The organism is Actinokineospora lacus, from assembly GCF_053813445.1.
The window spans coordinates 491,711-506,657 of the sequence record NZ_JBQERA010000005.1 but is presented as its reverse complement, the minus strand read 5'-3'; the positions used below and the strand labels follow the sequence as shown (position 1 = coordinate 506,657).

Genomic DNA, 14,947 nt, shown 5'->3' with positions numbered 1-14,947 from the left:
GCCCACTCGGGGTGTACCAGACGCCGCTCACACTCGACATTCCACAGGGCTTTTCGACCGGATTCTCGGGGTCGGGAACAAATGGGAAGGGCGGAGCGAACCATCCGTTGGAACTATCGCACGGAACGCTACCCATGCAGGGAGATGATCCCGCTGTCGCAGGGCCCGCCAAGAGCAGGCTCGCAGTGGCCGAAACTAACATGAGCGCGGCGAGGCGTGCGGAATTTTGAATCTTCATCAACACTCCGAGTAGTCAACTGTTGCAACATGGCGAGCCCATCGATATGAGCATCTTCTGGTCAGTCAGACTTGAGGCAAGCCGGTTCAGCAGCTGCCGAGTAACACGTTAACCAACCCTTCTCATAGATGACTTACAACTTACTTCCAGTTCCGAGTGGGTGGTCGCCGAGAGCTCCGCGCCGTTTCCCCGACATCAACAAGAATAGCTATTAAAGTCGAGAGTGATCACTTGCCCGTAGATTGGTCACTCGTGATCGGGATGGTGCGCATCGGGTGGGGCTGGGCGGGCGGGGACGGTCCGCGCCTCACGCTCGGCGGGCGTCGAGGAAGGCGCGCAGCTCCGCGTTGACCAGACCAGGGGCTTCCAAGCCGGGCAGATGAGCCGCGCCGGGGATCTCGACCACCCGCGTCCCCGGGATGAGTGCCGCCATGTCCGCGGCAGCGCGGCAGGCCCACGGGAGGTCGTGTTCACCGTGGACGACCAGCAGCGGCACCCGCAGGGCAGCCAGGGCGGAAAGGCCCTCTGGGTGGTTGAAGGGCTTGGGGTCACCGAGGCCGCGGCGCTCGTTGGCCAGCGCGATGGCGTTGGCGTCCAAGATCAGGGCCACGATGGCGGGGTCGACGTCCGCGCGGCTCCGGTCGTGCCCCACCACCCACAAGTCGACTTCCAGCTCGTTGACCGCGTCCAGGTCGCCCGCCTGTTCCGCGGCGGCGATGGCGGCCACGCGCGGGTCGTCCGCGTCACCGGTGTCGTAGCCCGCGGGCCGCGAAGCGATCATGGTCAGCGAGCGGACCCGGTCCGGGGCCGTCAGGGCGAGGTCCATGGCCACCATTCCGCCGAACGAGCAACCGACCAGGTGAGCGGAGCCCACGTCGAGGGCGTCCAGCAGACCGAGGAGGTCATCGGTGGAGGAGAAGGGCCCGGGAACAGGTGCGGACCGGCCGAAGCCGCGCATGTCGTACACCACCGTCCGGTGATCGCGGGCGAGGTCCGCGACCTGGCGGTGCCACATCCGGCTGTCGGCGATGCCCGCGTGCACGAACACCACGGGGTCTCCCTCACCTGCCGCCTCGTAGTAGAGGGCGGCCGTCCCCGTCGTCGCGAAGGGCATGACACTCCGATCTGCGGGCCTGACACCCAGCGCTGTGGTGCTCAATCGATGCGGTAGAACTGCCAGTGGGGGTGCTCGACCCCCAACTCGGTCACTGATGTGAAGCCCGCGCGATGAGCCCAGTCGCGCACGATCGGGGCGCGCACGACTGATCCGTGCGCTGTCCTCGGCGACTGCGCCAACGACACCGGCAGCCCGTGCAGCACGCTCATCGCGCGCAGCAGCCGTCGCCGGACGTCAGCGGATGACCCGGACGTGTCCTGAGGACGTTCCTCGGCCACCAGGACCGCGCCGCCCTCGATCAGCGCGGAGCGGAACGCCGACAGCGCGCGGACGGGATCACCCATGCGGTGCAGGGCGTGGAAGACGCACACGAGGTCGTAGCACGGCACGTCTCCCACGGCAGTGGCCGCGTCCGCCGTGGTGAAGCGCACCCGCTCGACCACACCAGCGGCACGGGCGTCCTCCAGCGCCTCCCCCACCGATCCCTCATCGGTGTCGATGCCGTGCACCATCGCCTCGGGGAACGCCCGGGCCAGCGCGACCGACGCCCAGCCGGTGCCGCAGCCCGCGTCCAGCACCACTCCCCCCGCGGCGAGGCGCGCCGCGATGTCCGGCAGCGCCGCGAGCCACTCCCCCACCGAGTTCTGCGGACCTGCCCCGGTGATCGAGGCCAAGCCGACGCGCATCTCGGCGCCATAGGTGTGGAACGGCACCCCTTCACCGGTCCGGAATGCTTCGACCACGGCGGGCAGTGCGGTGCTGAGGGCCGCCAGCGCGCAGGCGAACCCGACCGGGCTGCCGGGGTTGTCCGTGTCGAGCAGGACATCGGCTCCTGGGGCCGTCAGGGCGAAGCGGCGGGTCTCGGCGTCACCGGTCTCCTCGATGACCACGAGGAACCCGCCCACGACCTGCTGCTCCAACCACTCACGGGCGTAGCGCTGAGCGATGCCCGCCCGTCTGCTGAGCGTGCAGGCGGTCACCGCCCCGGCTTGGTGCACGGCGTCGTAGAGGCCGAGCCTGCGCCCGAGTTCGACGGCCAGCAGCTCAGCTCCCGCCGCGAACGCGTCCTGCAGCCTGCCTGCCAAGGCCGCGCCCGAGGTGTGGTCATCCCTTTCGGCCGGTCCCGCAGCCTCCGACACCGACATCACCGAACTCCTCGTGCTCACCGTGCTCCTCGTCGAACGCCTGGCACCGCGGGGCAGTGGGCGGTCACGCCCGCCGCGGGAGCGCGGCGGGCGATGACCGCGGCAGACCCGCATCGGACCGAGCCATGGCAGCGGCCAGCGCGCGGCGAACGCGCCCCAGACGCGAGGTCACCGCGTCGACCGGAAGGCCCGTCCGCTCCGCGATCTGGGCAGCGGTGCACTGGTGGCGGGTGGCGAGTTCGAGCAACTGCCGGTCCGCGGGCGGCAGGATCCCGAGCGCGGCGCGCAGCCCCCAGGTCGCCCAGGCCGTCGCCCTGTCCGGCGCCCCACCTGTCCGCGGCACGCCCGCGGCGTCGCAGGTGACCTCGCACAGCCAGGGAGCGAGCCCGTGCCGAGGCGTCACCGCCCGGGAACGCCAGACATGCGCGAACGCTTGGCGGACCGCTTCCGCGGCGGTGCTCGGGCACCCGAGGATCTGGTACGCCACCGCGTACATCGCGGCGCCGTGGCGCTCCTGGAGGAGCTTCAGCGCCCCGAGGTCTCCCCTGGCCAAGCGCTGCTGGATTTCGGCGTCACCCACCGACCTCTCAAGCCCCTGTTGGTCACTCAGCGCGCAGGGTGCGCCGCTCATCGTCACTATCGCGCTGGTGGTGTTCATGGACCCCTCTTGTGTGCTCGCCCCGTTCGCCACATGATGCGCCGGGCCACTTTCCACTTGCTTCCACCCTGCTCTCAGGTGTGCGCGTGCAGGAACCGCGCGGGGCTCGGGCCCGTATGGCTGTCGAGCCGCGCGAGCACGCCGACGAGAGGGAGCACCATGTCCGAACCCGCCCCGGAACCCTTCGACCTCGGGCCGGAGTTCCTGCAGGACCCGCACGCGGTGTACGCGCACCTGCGCGAGGAGGGTCCGCCGCGCGAGGTGCTGACCCCACGGGGGCAGCGGATGTGGCTGGTCACCCGCTACGCCGACGTGCGGACCGCGCTGGCGAACCCCGACCTCGGCAAGGACATCCACACCGCGCGCCGGGTGTTCGACCCGGTGGACCTCGCGGTCGCGGGCCTGGACTTCGGCAGCGAGCTGTCGGCGCACATGCTCAACACCGACCCGCCGGACCACACCCGCTTGCGCAAGCTGGTCAACAAGGCGTTCACGGTGCGCGGGGTGGAGGGGTTGCGGCCGCGGATCGAGGCCATCGCCGAGGACCTGCTCGACCGGCTGGACGGCCTGGAGGAGGTGGACCTGCTCGCGGCGTTCGCGTTCCCGCTGCCCATCACCGTCATCTGCGAACTGCTCGGGGTCCCCGAGATGGACCGGGACGCCTTCCGGGAGTGGTCGACCGGGATCGTCACCGCCACCTCCCCCGACGACCTGGCCGCGTCGGCGGGCGCGATGGTCGGCTACCTCACCGGGCTGATCGCGGTCAAGCGGGAGGCGCCCGCCGACGACCTGCTCAGCGCGCTGGTCCAGGCCCAGGACGAAGACGACCGGCTGGACGGGTCGGAACTGGTCTCGATGGCGTTCCTCCTGCTGGTCGCCGGGCACGAGACCACGGTCAACCTGCTCGGCAACGGCCTGCTCGCCCTGCACGGCGCGCCGGAGCAGCTGGCGGCGCTGCGGGTGAACCCGCACCTGGTCCGCGCCGCCGTGGAGGAGCTGCTGCGCTTCGACGGCCCGGTGAACCTGGCCACCGTTCGGTTCACCCACCGGGCCACGGAGGTCGGCCCGGTGCGGATCCCCGCGGGCGAGTTCGTGCTGCTGGCCCTGGGCTCGGCCAACCGCGACCCGCGTCGCTTCCCCGACGCCGACGAGCTGCGGCTCACCCGGGACGCGACCGGGCACCTGGCATTCGGCCACGGCGCCCACTACTGCGTGGGCGCGCCGCTGGCCCGCATGGAGATCGAGGTGGCGCTCGCCGCACTGCTGCGCCGCTTCCCCGAGCTGCGGGTCATCGAGGGCGAGGCGCCGCCGCGCTGGCGCGACAGCATGCTCATCCGCGGCGTGGAGACCCTCCGAGTCAGACTGACCGGGTGAACGGCCTTTCCGCGCTCCACCGGAGCTGACACGCCAGCCGCCGCTACCTCCGGAGGGTGGCCCTGGCGTAGTCCAGCAAGGACGCCCGCACCGTCGGGCACGACCAGACCTCGACCACCCGCCGGTCGTCGTCGGCTGCCAGGTCGCGGATGGACCGGACCGCACCACCCCGCAACCGGTCCTTGAGGTAGGAGAAGGTTTCCTCGGGGATCTGCGCGAGCCGACCGGCGCGGGCGAAGGCGGTGCCGAGCACCTCCTCCAGTGGCGCTACCTCATCGACCAGACCGAGCGCGAGCGCTTCGGCGGCGCCCATCCGCTCGGCGTCGAAGGTCATCCGGGACAGCCCGGTCCCCACTCGGAAGCGAAGGATCTCCAGGGCGGTCGCGGGCAGCGGGACACCGAGAGTCACCTCGACGACGCCGATGGTCGCGCCGCTCGTCATGACCACGTGGTCGCACGCCGCGGCGAGCACGGCCCCACCGGCGATGGCGTGGCCGTCGACCGCGGCGACCAGCGGCTTGGGGAAGGCGAAGGCGTCCAGGAGCAGGCGTGACAACACCGAGAGCTGGCGCCGCAGGTGCTCGCGCCCGCCGTCGACCACCCGGGTCAGGTCGGCTCCCGCGGAGAAGACCCGGCCGTTGCCCACGAGCACCACCGCGCGGTGGTCGGACTCCGCGGCAGCGGCCAGCAGGGCCGACAGCCGCGGGCACAAGTCCTCGTCCAGGAGGTTGGCCATCCCGTTGGCCAGGCGCAGGACCAAGACGTCGTCGTGGGTCTCCACGTGCACAAGGTCGTTCATCGCCCCGCCTCTCCGAGTCCCGCCCACTGTGCGCGCCGGTCCGGTCAGATCACTTGCGGCGGGCATTCACGGCCTTTCACGACAGCGGCCCCCACCGGTCAGGGCAGCGGGTCGACGGGAGGGGGACACCGTCATCCAGCCGTCTCACCGGTCCCATCGCTCACGTGAAACGCGGGAACCGCATACCCTTGCGCCGCCGTATCCGGCGAGGAGGAACCGGGAGGTGGCGTTTGCGGCTTGTTCCCGCGGTGATCGTCAATGAGCGGTCCTTCGCGCTGTACTTCGCCGGGCAGTCGCTGTCGACCCTCGGCGACCGGATGGCGTTCGTCGCCCTGCCGTTCGCCGTGCTGGCGATCGGGGGGACAGCGGCCGACGTCGGTTTGGTGGCGGCCGCGGCCCTGCTGCCGATGCTCCTGGTGGCCCCGGTGAGCGGGGTATGGGCTGACGTGCTGCCCCGGCACGTGGTCATGGCCCTCTCGGACTGGGTGCGCGGCTCCTGCCAGGCCGCCGCGGCGGTCCTGCTGCTCACCGGAGCGGCCCGGGTGTGGCACCTGGTGGCGCTCATGGTCCTCTACGGCGTCGCGGACGCCTTCTTCTCCCCAGCGTGCACCGGTCTGCTCCCCCTCGTCGTGCCGCCGGAGCGGGTGCAGGAGGCGAACGCGCTGGTGGGGACGGCCAAGGCAGTGGCGCTGGTGGCAGGTCCGGCGTTGGCGGGGCTGGTGGTGGCGGTATCGAGCCCCGGGGTGGTGCTCGCCTTCGACGCGGCCACCTTCGCCGCCCGGGCGGTGCTGCTGGCCCTGCTGCGGCTGCCACCGTCGCCCCCCGAACCGCGCGGGCCGTTCCTGCGGATGCTCCGGGACGGGTTCGCCCACGTCGTCACCCGTCCCTGGGTCGGGTTGGTGCTGGTCGCGGCGGCGATGTACCACGTGGTGGCCCTGCCGGGCGTCTACGTGCTCGGTCCGATCATGGCCCAGGACCGGTTCGCCGGGGTGGGCACCTGGGCGCTGGTCATCACGGCATTCGGCGTGGGGGCGCTGATCGGCAACGTGCTGTCGTTGCGGATGCGTCCTCGCCGCCCGCTGGTGGTGGCGGTCCTGGCGCTCCTGCTGGCGTCGGGCCAGCCCCTGGTCATCGCCCTCGTGCCGAGCGTGGTGGTGATAGCGCTGCTGGAAGCGGTCGCGGGCGCGGCGTTCGCCGTGTTCTCCGTGCTCTGGACGACCGCGCTGCAGAACCGCGTGCCGGTCGCGGTCCTGTCGCGGGTCGGCTCCTACAACCACCTGGTGTCCACCGGTCTGATGCCCGTGGGGCTGGCGCTGGCAGGCCCCTTGGCGGAGTCGGCGGGCACGACCGCCACCCTGGTGTGGATGACCTGCCTGGCGGCGCCTGTGATCGCAGCCGTGGCGCTGGCGCCATCGGTGCGCGCCCCGGGCGGGCAAGCGCCGTCGAAGCCCTCTTCCTGACGTTCCACGCCGTACCGCCCAAGTGGGCCTCAACTCCACCTCGGCGACGGGAACCCAGGCCCCGTGAGCGGCGTACGGGTTCCAGGCGCAGGGATTCACGCCGCGGCACAACCGAGCGGGGACGGCGCGGTCCACCCTCGACCGCGCTCGCGCTGTTCACCCAGTCCCGCGCGTGATGGCGCAGTGAACGCGATCCGAAAGCGTCGTGGTGCTCCATGTGGGAAAACCGAACACCCGGAGGAAACAACCATGCGACCGACCACCACCCACTCGAAGCGGGGACTCGGGACGAGGTGCGCGGCGGCCGCGCTCGCGGCCGTGGCCCTCCTGGCGGCGGGCTGCTCCGAGCCCGAAGTGGTCTCCGACGAGACCCTGGTCCCCATCCCGGTCCCGGCGCCAACGTCCCCCACCCCGCAGCCGGAGCGGGTCGGGGCGGCCGACCTCCCGCAGGGCGGTCGGGCGGTCGACGGCAGGGGGCACACCCTGTACGTGTACGCCAAGGACACCGTCGCCGACGGCAAGGAGAAGGCCGCGAAGTCCGCTTGCGTGGACTCCTGCGCGAAGACGTGGACGCCCCTGCTGACGGTGACCGGTATGCCGGTCGCCCTGCCGGGGATCGATCCCCGGGCACTGGGCGTGCTCGTCCGACCCGACAAGACCAAGCAGATCACCCTCGCGGGCCGCCCCCTCTACCTCCACGTCGGCGACACCGGGCCACAGCAGGAGACGGGGAAGGGCAAGGACGCGGACTGGACGGTGGCCACGCCCTCCGCGTGATCCGGTAGGCGGTCCGTCCAGCGGAGTCCGTCGCAGCGGCCCGGGCAGGGTCCCGGGCCGCTGCGCGGTTCACGCCGCGGAGGGCCGAGTCACGCGACGAGCGCCCGCCCGTCTTGGACGGCGGGGTGGAGCGGTCAGAGGCAGTTCAGCAGGTCGTCGAGCAGGTCGGCATCGACCTTGACGTAGAGGCCGCCCCCGCAGTCGATGTCGTCGGGCGCGCCATCCGCGGCGTGCACCCAGTCGTGGCCACCGGCAGTGAGAACTGTGTCGAGGCCCATGCCGGGGGTGATCGTCTCATCCCGGCCCGTCCCCGCGATGTGGTCGGCGAAAGGCGTTCCGACCACTCTCTCCACATCGGACTGGACGTCGTCGTGGTCGCCACCGCGGCCGTCGTCGGCACCGGCGCCGATCGAGACCGTCACGCCGCGTGCCGCCCCGCTGTAGTCGACCTCGTCCGCGCCGAGGCGGCCGTTGAGGCGCACGCCGGAACCGGAGGTGAAGCCCGCCGCGTCAGGGGCGGGCCGGAACCGGTCATCGCCGTCCCCGCCGTTGACCGAGCCGACCGCGGGCACGAACCAGGTCACCCGGTCGTCACCGGCGCCCGCCCGGATGTCGAGCCCGGTGACGTCGGTGTGCACCCCGCAACCAAAGGAGCCGGGGACGGACAGCGCGGCGCAACCCGGCCCCGCCTGGACCGGCACGTCCGTGTCCACGGTGACGACCAGGAAGGCGAACGGCCCGCTGCGGATGCCATCGACGGTGATGTCGTCGGCGCCCGCGCTGCCGACGACGGTGACCACCCCGCCCTGCCTGCTGACCACCGGACCGGGGTCTTCCCCCGCTGCGGCCGGGGAGGCCGCGATCACGCTGAACCCGGCCGCGCACAGGGCCGCGAGTGCTGGCAATCTCACGTTCGATCCTTTCGTTCCACCCCAGCGGGGCGTCTCCCATCATCTACGGCCAACCCGCTTTCACCCTGCGGTCAGTTCCCCGGCAACCCGCTGCCGCGCGGGCGAACCGCGATCTGTCGTGGGCTCGCCCGCTCGATGAGGACTGCGAACGCAGCTGGTTCCACGTCACGTCGGGTCGAGGGCTGTCGGCTGGATCACGGACCCGCGGACACCGCTGAGGCGTACCCCAAACATCAACGGCATCAGGAGAACAGAGATGAACTCAGCCCAGACGACGAGCGGTGTGGCGGCCGCCGCTCTAGCGATCGCCGCGGTGGTTGCCACCGCCGTGCCCGCCCAGGCCGCAGCGGTGGACATCCGGATCGTCGACGTGCTGCCCCACTCACCCTTCGAGGTCATCCAGCCGAGTGCGACGCCTTCGGTCAGCCATGACGGCCGTCTGGTGGCGTTCTCAGCCGGACGCGTGCACGTGCGGGACACCGCCACGGGGCAGGAGGTCTTCCGCAGCGACCGCTCCGGTTTCACCCCGGTCCTGTCGGGCAACGGCGCGGTCCTCGCCTATCGGGACGTCGACGGTCTGATCCAGGTCGTGGACCTCGCGACGGGGACGCGGGAGTTCGCGAGCCGCGGCATGGCGGGCGCCACTCCCAATGGGCCCAGCGCCAACCCCGACCTGAGCTTTGACGGTCGTCTGGTGGTGTTCGACTCCGACGCCACGAACCTCACCGGGGGTGATGCTCTCGGCAACCGGGACATCTTCCGTTTCGACCGCCTGACAGACACGACCACGGCGTTGAGCAAGACCCACAATTCATGGGGCAACGGCGACAGCACGCGTCCCAGCATCAGCCAGAACGGCACGGTGGTGGCCTTCGAGTCCGCCGCGACCTCCTTCGGCGGGTTCGACACCAACGGCAAGACCGATGTCTACGTGCGCGCGGCCAACGGCACCTTCCGGCGGGCCAGTGTTCCCACCGGGGGTTTCCAGGCCAACGGGAATTCCACGGCACCGGACCTCAATGGCGCGGGCCAGGTGGTCGTCTTCGAGTCCGACGCGACGAACCTCACGGACGGCGACTACGCCGCCAGCCGCGACGTCTTCACCCACGACCTCACCACAGGTGTGACGAACTGGATCAGTGCGGACAAGAATGGCAACGGGAGGGCTTTCAGCGCCCTGAACCCGTCGGTGAGCACGGACGGCAGGCGTGTCGTGTTCCGCGGCAAGGGCGGCTACGTCGCTGGTGACGTGAACGAGCTGGAAGACGTCTACCTGGTCGACCTCGATCACCCGGTGGGCAGCGATGACCGCGTGCGGATCGTCAGCGAGACCGAAGACGGCCAACTCGCCAATGGCGCCAGCATCCAGCCTCGGGTGAGCGGGGATGGCACCCGGGTGGTGTTCGTCTCCGGCGCGTCGAACCTCGTCGCCGCGGACCCGGACGGCACCCGGCTCGACACCTTCCTCCGCGTGCTGTGAGATCTTCGGTGGACCGGTGACACTCGCTCGCCGTGGTCGGTCTCGCCGTCCGTCGGAAGAGGACGGAACCCGCGGCGCGGAACGTGGGAACAAACCGCGGCATTGAGGAATAGGCTCCGTGCGATCCGACAACTTGTGGGAGGAGCCATGATCCAGCGGTATCTGCGTCCGGCAGGTCTCAACGATGTTGATGGCTGGACGGTGAAGGTCTACCACCTCAACGTCGATGACGCCGACATCCCGGTCCCCTTCCTCGAAGCAGGCAGTGCCGCGATGCCAAGTCTGCTGCCCCGGACCGAACTGCTCCCCCCGGTCGGCGAGCGCTTCGGGTTCAGCCTCCTCCACAGGACAGCGGACACGTTCTGGAACATCCTCTACACCTGGGTCGACGGCACGAACCTGCACCTCCGCGCGAGTTCCGTCCCGCTGGACGCCCCGGACCAGCCCTTCGCACCCATGACCGACCCCTTCGTCGGCTGCGTCTGGGAACTGCCGGTGGTCACCCACGAGCGCGCCTCCTGGGTTCGCCACGTGGTGGAGCCAGACGGGCCTGATCACGAGGCGTACCTCGCGGACCGGCTCAGCGGACTGGTGGGAGCGGCCTGACCGACTCGCACCGGAGCCCGGGGATTCCGCGCCCGAACCGGTGACGGGCCGAATCCCCGGGACTGCCTCTTCTTGCCGCCCTGCCCGCGCCACCGCATGAACGCCGCGTCAACCGCCCGAGCGGCCCGTGGTCATTCGACTTCGGCGCGGGGTGGACGCCCGCGCCGAAGGCAAAGCCCCGGTCAGTCGGCGGCGGGGTGCGCGCCCTGCAAGAAGTCGTCGACTTGGGGCAGGTCATGGCCCAAGCGGGCGCGCTTGGCCGCCAGGTAGGCGATGTTGTGCGGGTTGGGCTCCGCGAGCAGCGGGACCCTGGCGGTGACCGCGATGTCCGATGCCGTCAGGGCGGCGATCTTCTTCGGGTTGTTGGACAGCAAGCGGACCGAAGGGATGCCGAGGTGCTCCAGCAGGCGGGCGGCGGGGCCGTAGTCGCGCACGTCCACCGGCAGGCCGAGGGCGGTCGCCGAGTCGAGGGTGTCGAGCCCGTCGACGTCCTGCAGCACGTGGCTGCGGATCTTGGCGACGAGGCCGATGCCCCGGCCCTCGTGGCCGCGCAGGTACACCAGGACCCCAGCGCCCTCGGTCACGATCGCGTCGAGGGCGGCGGCGAGCTGCTCGCCGCATTCGCAGCGCAGGGCGCCGAAGATGTCACCGGTGGCGCACTCGGAGTGGACCCGGACGAGCGCGTCGGCGCCAGGAGTGCCGAGCACCAAGGCGATGTGCTCGTGCCCGGAGTCGCGGAAGGCCACGGCCCGGAAGGTGGCCCGCCGGGTGACCAAGACCGACTCCGCGATGTCCTCGTCCATGAACATGTGCCCGCTCCCCTCACCGAATGACGCCCGTGCCCATACGCTCCCCGGCACCGCAGGCGTTCCATTCCACCACAACCTGGAGGTCTTCCGTGTTCAAGATCACCGTCCGCGACCACGTGATGGTCGCCCACAGCTTCCGGGGCGCGGTGTTCGGTCCCGCGCAGCGCCTGCACGGTGCGACGTTCATCGTCGACGCGACGTTCAGGCGTGCCGAACTGGACGCGGACAACATCGTGGTGGACATCGGACTCGCCACCCGAGGACTTGGTGAAGTGCCGGCCGAACTGAACTACCGCAACCTGGACGAGGAACCGGCTTTCTCGGGGGTGAACACCACCACCGAGTACCTGGCCAAGGTGATCGCCGACCGGTTGGCGGAGCGCATCCACGCAGGCGCCTTCGGCGAGGGCGCCTCCGGGTTGGACGGCCTGGAGGTGGCGCTGCGCGAATCCCACGTGGCGTGGGGAAGCTACGAGCGTCCACTGTGACGATCCACTTCATCCTGCCCGGCGATGTCGACGACCCGGCCTCGGTCAGCGGCGGCAACGTCTACGACCGCCGGGTCGTGGCGGGCTTGGCCGCACTCGGCGTCCGGGTGCGCGAGATCCCTGTCGCGGGGACGTGGCCCCGGCCCGATCCGCCCGCGAAGGCCGCGCTGGCACGGGCGCTGGCCCGCGCCGCCGACGGCACGACCGTGGTGCTCGACGGGCTGGTCGCGTGCGGCGTGCCCGAAGTCCTGGTGCCCGAGGCGACACGCCTGCGGCTGGTCGTGCTGCTCCACCTGCCCCTCGCCGACGAGATCGGCCTTGCCCCGCTGGCGGCCGCCGCGCTCTCCGCGGCCGAGCGCCTCGTCCTCACCGCGGCGGCCGCCGTGGTGGCGACGAGCCCGTGGGCCGCGGACAGGCTGGTTCGCGAGCACGGCCTCGACCCGGGGAAGGTGCGGTCAGTGGCTCCCGGAGTGGACCCCGCGCCCACGGCACCAGGAACGGCGGGCGGGAAGCGCCTGCTGTGCGTCGCGTCCCTCACCCCGCGCAAAGGGCACGACGTCCTGGTCACGGCGCTGGCCGGGCTCACCGACCTGGAGTGGACCTGCGCCTGCGTCGGTCCTGACGGCCGCGACCGCGCGCATGCCAGATCCGTCAGGCGACTCGCCCGTGATCCCGGCCTCGCGAACCGCGTCCGGTTCACCGGACCGCGTACCGGCGCGGCTCTGGAGGCCGAGTACGCGGCCGCCGACCTGCTGGTGCTGCCCTCGCGCGCGGAGACCTACGGGATGGTCGTGACCGAGGCGCTCGCCCGGGGGACGCCGGTCCTGGCCTCGGCCGCCGGCGGCGTCCCCGAGGCGCTGGGCAGCACACCGGACGGCGTTCCCGGCGTGCTCGTGCCGCCCGGTGACGCGGACGCGCTCGGGAAGGCCCTGCGGCTCTGGCTGGAGAGGGCCGACCTGCGGCGGCACCTGCGCCACGCCGCCGTGCGGAGGCGTGGTGAGCTGACCGACTGGCGACGGACCGCGCGGGAGATCGCCACCGCGCTGGCGGAGGTGCGCAGGTGACGTTCTCCCCCGAGTGGCTGGCGCTGCGCGAACCCGCCGACGCCGACGCTCGCGCGACCGCCTTGCTCGACCCGCTGCGCGCGGCGCTGCGGAACCGAATCCCCCTCGTCGCGCGTGATATGGGGTGTGGAACAGGTTCAATGGCGCGGTGGCTGTCCGAGCGGTTGCCCAGGCCGCAGCACTGGGTGCTGCACGACGTCGATCCCCTGCTGCTGGAACAGGCCGGTAGGTCGGTGAGAGGGCCGGGGATCACCACCGACCTGCGCGAGGGCGATCTCGCCCGGGTGACGGCAGCCGACCTCGCGGGGACCGCGCTGCTGACGGCGTCGGCGCTGCTGGACGTGCTCACCGCCGAGGAGGTGGACACCGTCGCCGACGCGTGCTCGGAGGCGGGCTGCGCCGCGCTGCTGAGCCTGTCGGTGACCGGTGAGGTCGAGCTGTCTCCCACCGACGCGCTGGACTCCGAGTTTCGCCAGGCGTTTAACGACCACCAACGTCGGCCGGTGGACGGCAGGCGCCTGCTGGGCCCGGATGCCGTCCGCCACGCGGTCACCGCCTTCGAGGCCCGGGGCGCGCGGGTGCTGACCGCGCCGAGCCCGTGGCGCCTCGGGGCCGACCAGGCGGCACTGATCCGGCAGTGGCTGCACGGCTGGGTGGGAGCGGCCTGCGAGCAGCGGCCTGACCTGGCGAACCGGGCTTCCGACTATCTGCGCGGGCGGCTGTCCGGCGATCTTCACGTGGTCGTGCGCCACGTGGACATCCTCGCGCTGCCTGCCTGCCGATGACGCGGCCTCGGGTGCCTGCCCTGCGGATCACCGCAGCGGTGGCGTCCTCGCACTGCCGGGCAGCCGATGGCACGGTGGCGGAGAGCCACCCCGCAGATCACGGCAGTGATGGCCCTCCCCGCATCACCGGGCGCCCGGTGATGCGGCGGCTGTGGCCCGCCGTGCGGGTCACAGCGGCGGTGGCCATCCTGGTCGGCCTCGCGGCGCGCTTCGGCGCGGGCAGCGTCCTCGACGGGCTCCGGGCCGTCTCCCCCACCGCCGCGCTGCTCGCCCTGGGCATCGGGGTGGTGACCACCGCGGCCTGCGCGGGGCGGTGGCGCGTCGTCGCCCGCCTCCTCGGCCTCCCGCTGCCGCTGGGCACGGCGGTGGGCGACTACTACGGCGCTCTCCTGCTCAACGCCGTGCTGCCCGCCGGGGTGCTGGGCGATGTCCACCGCGCGATCGACCACGGCCGCAGGTCGGGCGCGGTCGGGCGCGGCGTGCGGGCCGTGGTGGTGGAGCGGTGCGCGGGCCAGGTGGTCCTCTGCGTGCTCGCCGTCGCCCTGCTGGCCTGGCAGCCCGCCCTGGTGTCCGCGCTGGCAGGCCAGATCTCCGGCGTGGGAGCCGCGGTGGCGCTGGTGGTCGCCTGCGGACTGGGCGTCGTGTGGACGGTGCTCCGCAAGCGGGTGCACGGATCTCTGCGGGCGATGCGGGACGACCTGGAAGCGGTCCTGCTGTCCCCTCGGGTGCTGGGACCGGTCGTGCTGCTGTCGGCAGTGGCCGTGGCCGGTCACATCGCGATGTTCCTCGTCGCCGCCGGGGCGGCCGGGGTGTCAGCGCCGTCCGCCGAGCTCGTGCCCCTGGCGGCGGCGGCCCTGCTGGTCATGGCGGTGCCGCTGAACGTGGGCGGCTGGGGACCTCGGGAGGCGTTCCTCGCCGCCGCCTTCGGAGCCGTCGGCCTGGGCGCGGCGCACGGCCTCACCGTCGCCGTCGTCTACGGGGCGCTGTCCCTTGTCGCCTGCCTGCCAGGTGTCATCGTGCTGCTCGTGCGGAACCTCCCCCAGCGCGGCGCGGTGGTCGCCGAACCGCGCAGCTGGTCGACGCGGTCGAAGTCCTCGGCGTTGGACAAGGGGAAGCGGCCTCGCTGAGGTCGTCGATGTAACCGTCCACACTGACGGCGACATTGAGGAGGACGTGCGGTCGGGTCATGTGTGCTCTGATCAACGGAAACCGGGTTCGGCTCAGGCGCGTACAACC

15 protein-coding genes are annotated in these 14,947 nt (G+C 71.7%); 9 read left to right on the top strand and 6 right to left on the bottom strand.

Features of this window, described 5'->3' with window-relative positions:
* Nucleotides 1-545: 545 nt before the first annotated feature.
* Genes ACTG9Q_RS15555 through ACTG9Q_RS15545 form a run of 3 tightly spaced genes read right to left on the bottom strand, consistent with a single transcriptional unit; the run spans nucleotide 546 to nucleotide 3,080 of the window.
* Nucleotides 546-1,352: an alpha/beta fold hydrolase gene (locus ACTG9Q_RS15555; protein WP_455573480.1), complete on the bottom strand. Its 807-nt coding sequence runs from the start codon at nucleotides 1,350-1,352 to the stop codon at nucleotides 546-548.
* A 41-nt stretch (nucleotides 1,353-1,393) separates the two neighbouring features.
* Nucleotides 1,394-2,521 (bottom strand): class I SAM-dependent methyltransferase, encoded by a 1,128-nt coding sequence (locus ACTG9Q_RS15550; protein ID WP_455573479.1) that lies wholly within the window; start codon nucleotides 2,519-2,521, stop codon nucleotides 1,394-1,396.
* Nucleotides 2,522-2,564: 43 nt separating this feature from the next.
* Nucleotides 2,565-3,080, bottom strand: coding sequence for an RNA polymerase sigma factor (locus tag ACTG9Q_RS15545; protein WP_455573478.1), 516 nt, complete (start codon nucleotides 3,078-3,080; stop codon nucleotides 2,565-2,567).
* Between the two features lie 237 nt (nucleotides 3,081-3,317).
* On the opposite strand from ACTG9Q_RS15545, the gene ACTG9Q_RS15540 reads away from it, so the two are divergent.
* Nucleotides 3,318-4,532 carry a cytochrome P450 family protein gene (locus tag ACTG9Q_RS15540; protein ID WP_455573477.1) on the top strand — a complete coding sequence of 405 codons (1,215 nt, stop codon included), beginning with the start codon at nucleotides 3,318-3,320 and terminating at the stop codon, nucleotides 4,530-4,532.
* 43 nt (nucleotides 4,533-4,575) lie between these two features.
* Here the strand turns inward: ACTG9Q_RS15540 and ACTG9Q_RS15535 are convergent, their stop codons facing one another.
* Nucleotides 4,576-5,331, bottom strand: a complete 756-nt coding sequence (locus ACTG9Q_RS15535) for an enoyl-CoA hydratase/isomerase family protein (protein ID WP_455573476.1) — start codon at nucleotides 5,329-5,331, stop codon at nucleotides 4,576-4,578.
* A 230-nt stretch (nucleotides 5,332-5,561) separates the two neighbouring features.
* Between ACTG9Q_RS15535 and ACTG9Q_RS15530 the strand changes: the two genes are divergently transcribed.
* Nucleotides 5,562-6,791 carry an MFS transporter gene (locus ACTG9Q_RS15530; protein WP_455573475.1) on the top strand — a complete coding sequence of 410 codons (1,230 nt, stop codon included), beginning with the start codon at nucleotides 5,562-5,564 and terminating at the stop codon, nucleotides 6,789-6,791.
* Nucleotides 6,792-7,040: 249 nt separating this feature from the next.
* Nucleotides 7,041-7,568 carry a COG4315 family predicted lipoprotein gene (locus ACTG9Q_RS15525; protein WP_455573474.1) on the top strand — a complete coding sequence of 176 codons (528 nt, stop codon included), beginning with the start codon at nucleotides 7,041-7,043 and terminating at the stop codon, nucleotides 7,566-7,568.
* Between the two features lie 134 nt (nucleotides 7,569-7,702).
* Here ACTG9Q_RS15525 and ACTG9Q_RS15520 read toward each other — a convergent pair whose 3' ends face one another.
* Nucleotides 7,703-8,479: a hypothetical protein gene (locus ACTG9Q_RS15520; protein ID WP_455573473.1), complete on the bottom strand. Its 777-nt coding sequence runs from the start codon at nucleotides 8,477-8,479 to the stop codon at nucleotides 7,703-7,705.
* Between the two features lie 256 nt (nucleotides 8,480-8,735).
* Between ACTG9Q_RS15520 and ACTG9Q_RS15515 the strand changes: the two genes are divergently transcribed.
* Both ACTG9Q_RS15515 and ACTG9Q_RS15510 read left to right on the top strand, forming a co-directional pair.
* The gene (locus tag ACTG9Q_RS15515; RefSeq protein ID WP_455573472.1) at nucleotides 8,736-9,959 is read left to right on the top strand and encodes a TolB family protein; all 1,224 of its coding nucleotides are present in this window, start codon (nucleotides 8,736-8,738) and stop codon (nucleotides 9,957-9,959) included.
* Between the two features lie 147 nt (nucleotides 9,960-10,106).
* Nucleotides 10,107-10,565: a hypothetical protein gene (locus tag ACTG9Q_RS15510; RefSeq protein WP_455573471.1), complete on the top strand. Its 459-nt coding sequence runs from the start codon at nucleotides 10,107-10,109 to the stop codon at nucleotides 10,563-10,565.
* A gap of 182 nt (nucleotides 10,566-10,747) precedes the next feature.
* Here the strand turns inward: ACTG9Q_RS15510 and ACTG9Q_RS15505 are convergent, their stop codons facing one another.
* Entirely contained in the window at nucleotides 10,748-11,374 is a 627-nt protein-coding gene (locus ACTG9Q_RS15505) for a GTP cyclohydrolase II (RefSeq protein ID WP_455573470.1), read from the bottom strand.
* Nucleotides 11,375-11,463: 89 nt separating this feature from the next.
* Between ACTG9Q_RS15505 and ACTG9Q_RS15500 the strand changes: the two genes are divergently transcribed.
* The 4 genes from ACTG9Q_RS15500 to ACTG9Q_RS15485 are packed head-to-tail and all read left to right on the top strand — an operon-like array spanning nucleotide 11,464 to nucleotide 14,838.
* Nucleotides 11,464-11,862, top strand: a complete 399-nt coding sequence (locus ACTG9Q_RS15500; RefSeq protein WP_455573469.1) for a 6-pyruvoyl trahydropterin synthase family protein — start codon at nucleotides 11,464-11,466, stop codon at nucleotides 11,860-11,862.
* Nucleotides 11,863-11,864: 2 nt separating this feature from the next.
* Nucleotides 11,865-12,926, top strand: coding sequence for a glycosyltransferase family 4 protein (locus ACTG9Q_RS15495; protein WP_455573557.1), 1,062 nt, complete (start codon nucleotides 11,865-11,867; stop codon nucleotides 12,924-12,926).
* Nucleotides 12,923-13,711 (top strand): class I SAM-dependent methyltransferase, encoded by a 789-nt coding sequence (locus ACTG9Q_RS15490; RefSeq protein WP_455573468.1) that lies wholly within the window; start codon nucleotides 12,923-12,925, stop codon nucleotides 13,709-13,711. The genes ACTG9Q_RS15495 and ACTG9Q_RS15490 overlap by 4 nt, the downstream gene beginning before the upstream one ends.
* Nucleotides 13,708-14,838, top strand: a complete 1,131-nt coding sequence (locus ACTG9Q_RS15485; RefSeq protein ID WP_455573467.1) for a lysylphosphatidylglycerol synthase transmembrane domain-containing protein — start codon at nucleotides 13,708-13,710, stop codon at nucleotides 14,836-14,838. Before ACTG9Q_RS15490 ends, ACTG9Q_RS15485 begins: the two co-directional genes overlap by 4 nt.
* Nucleotides 14,839-14,947 lie beyond the last annotated feature (109 nt).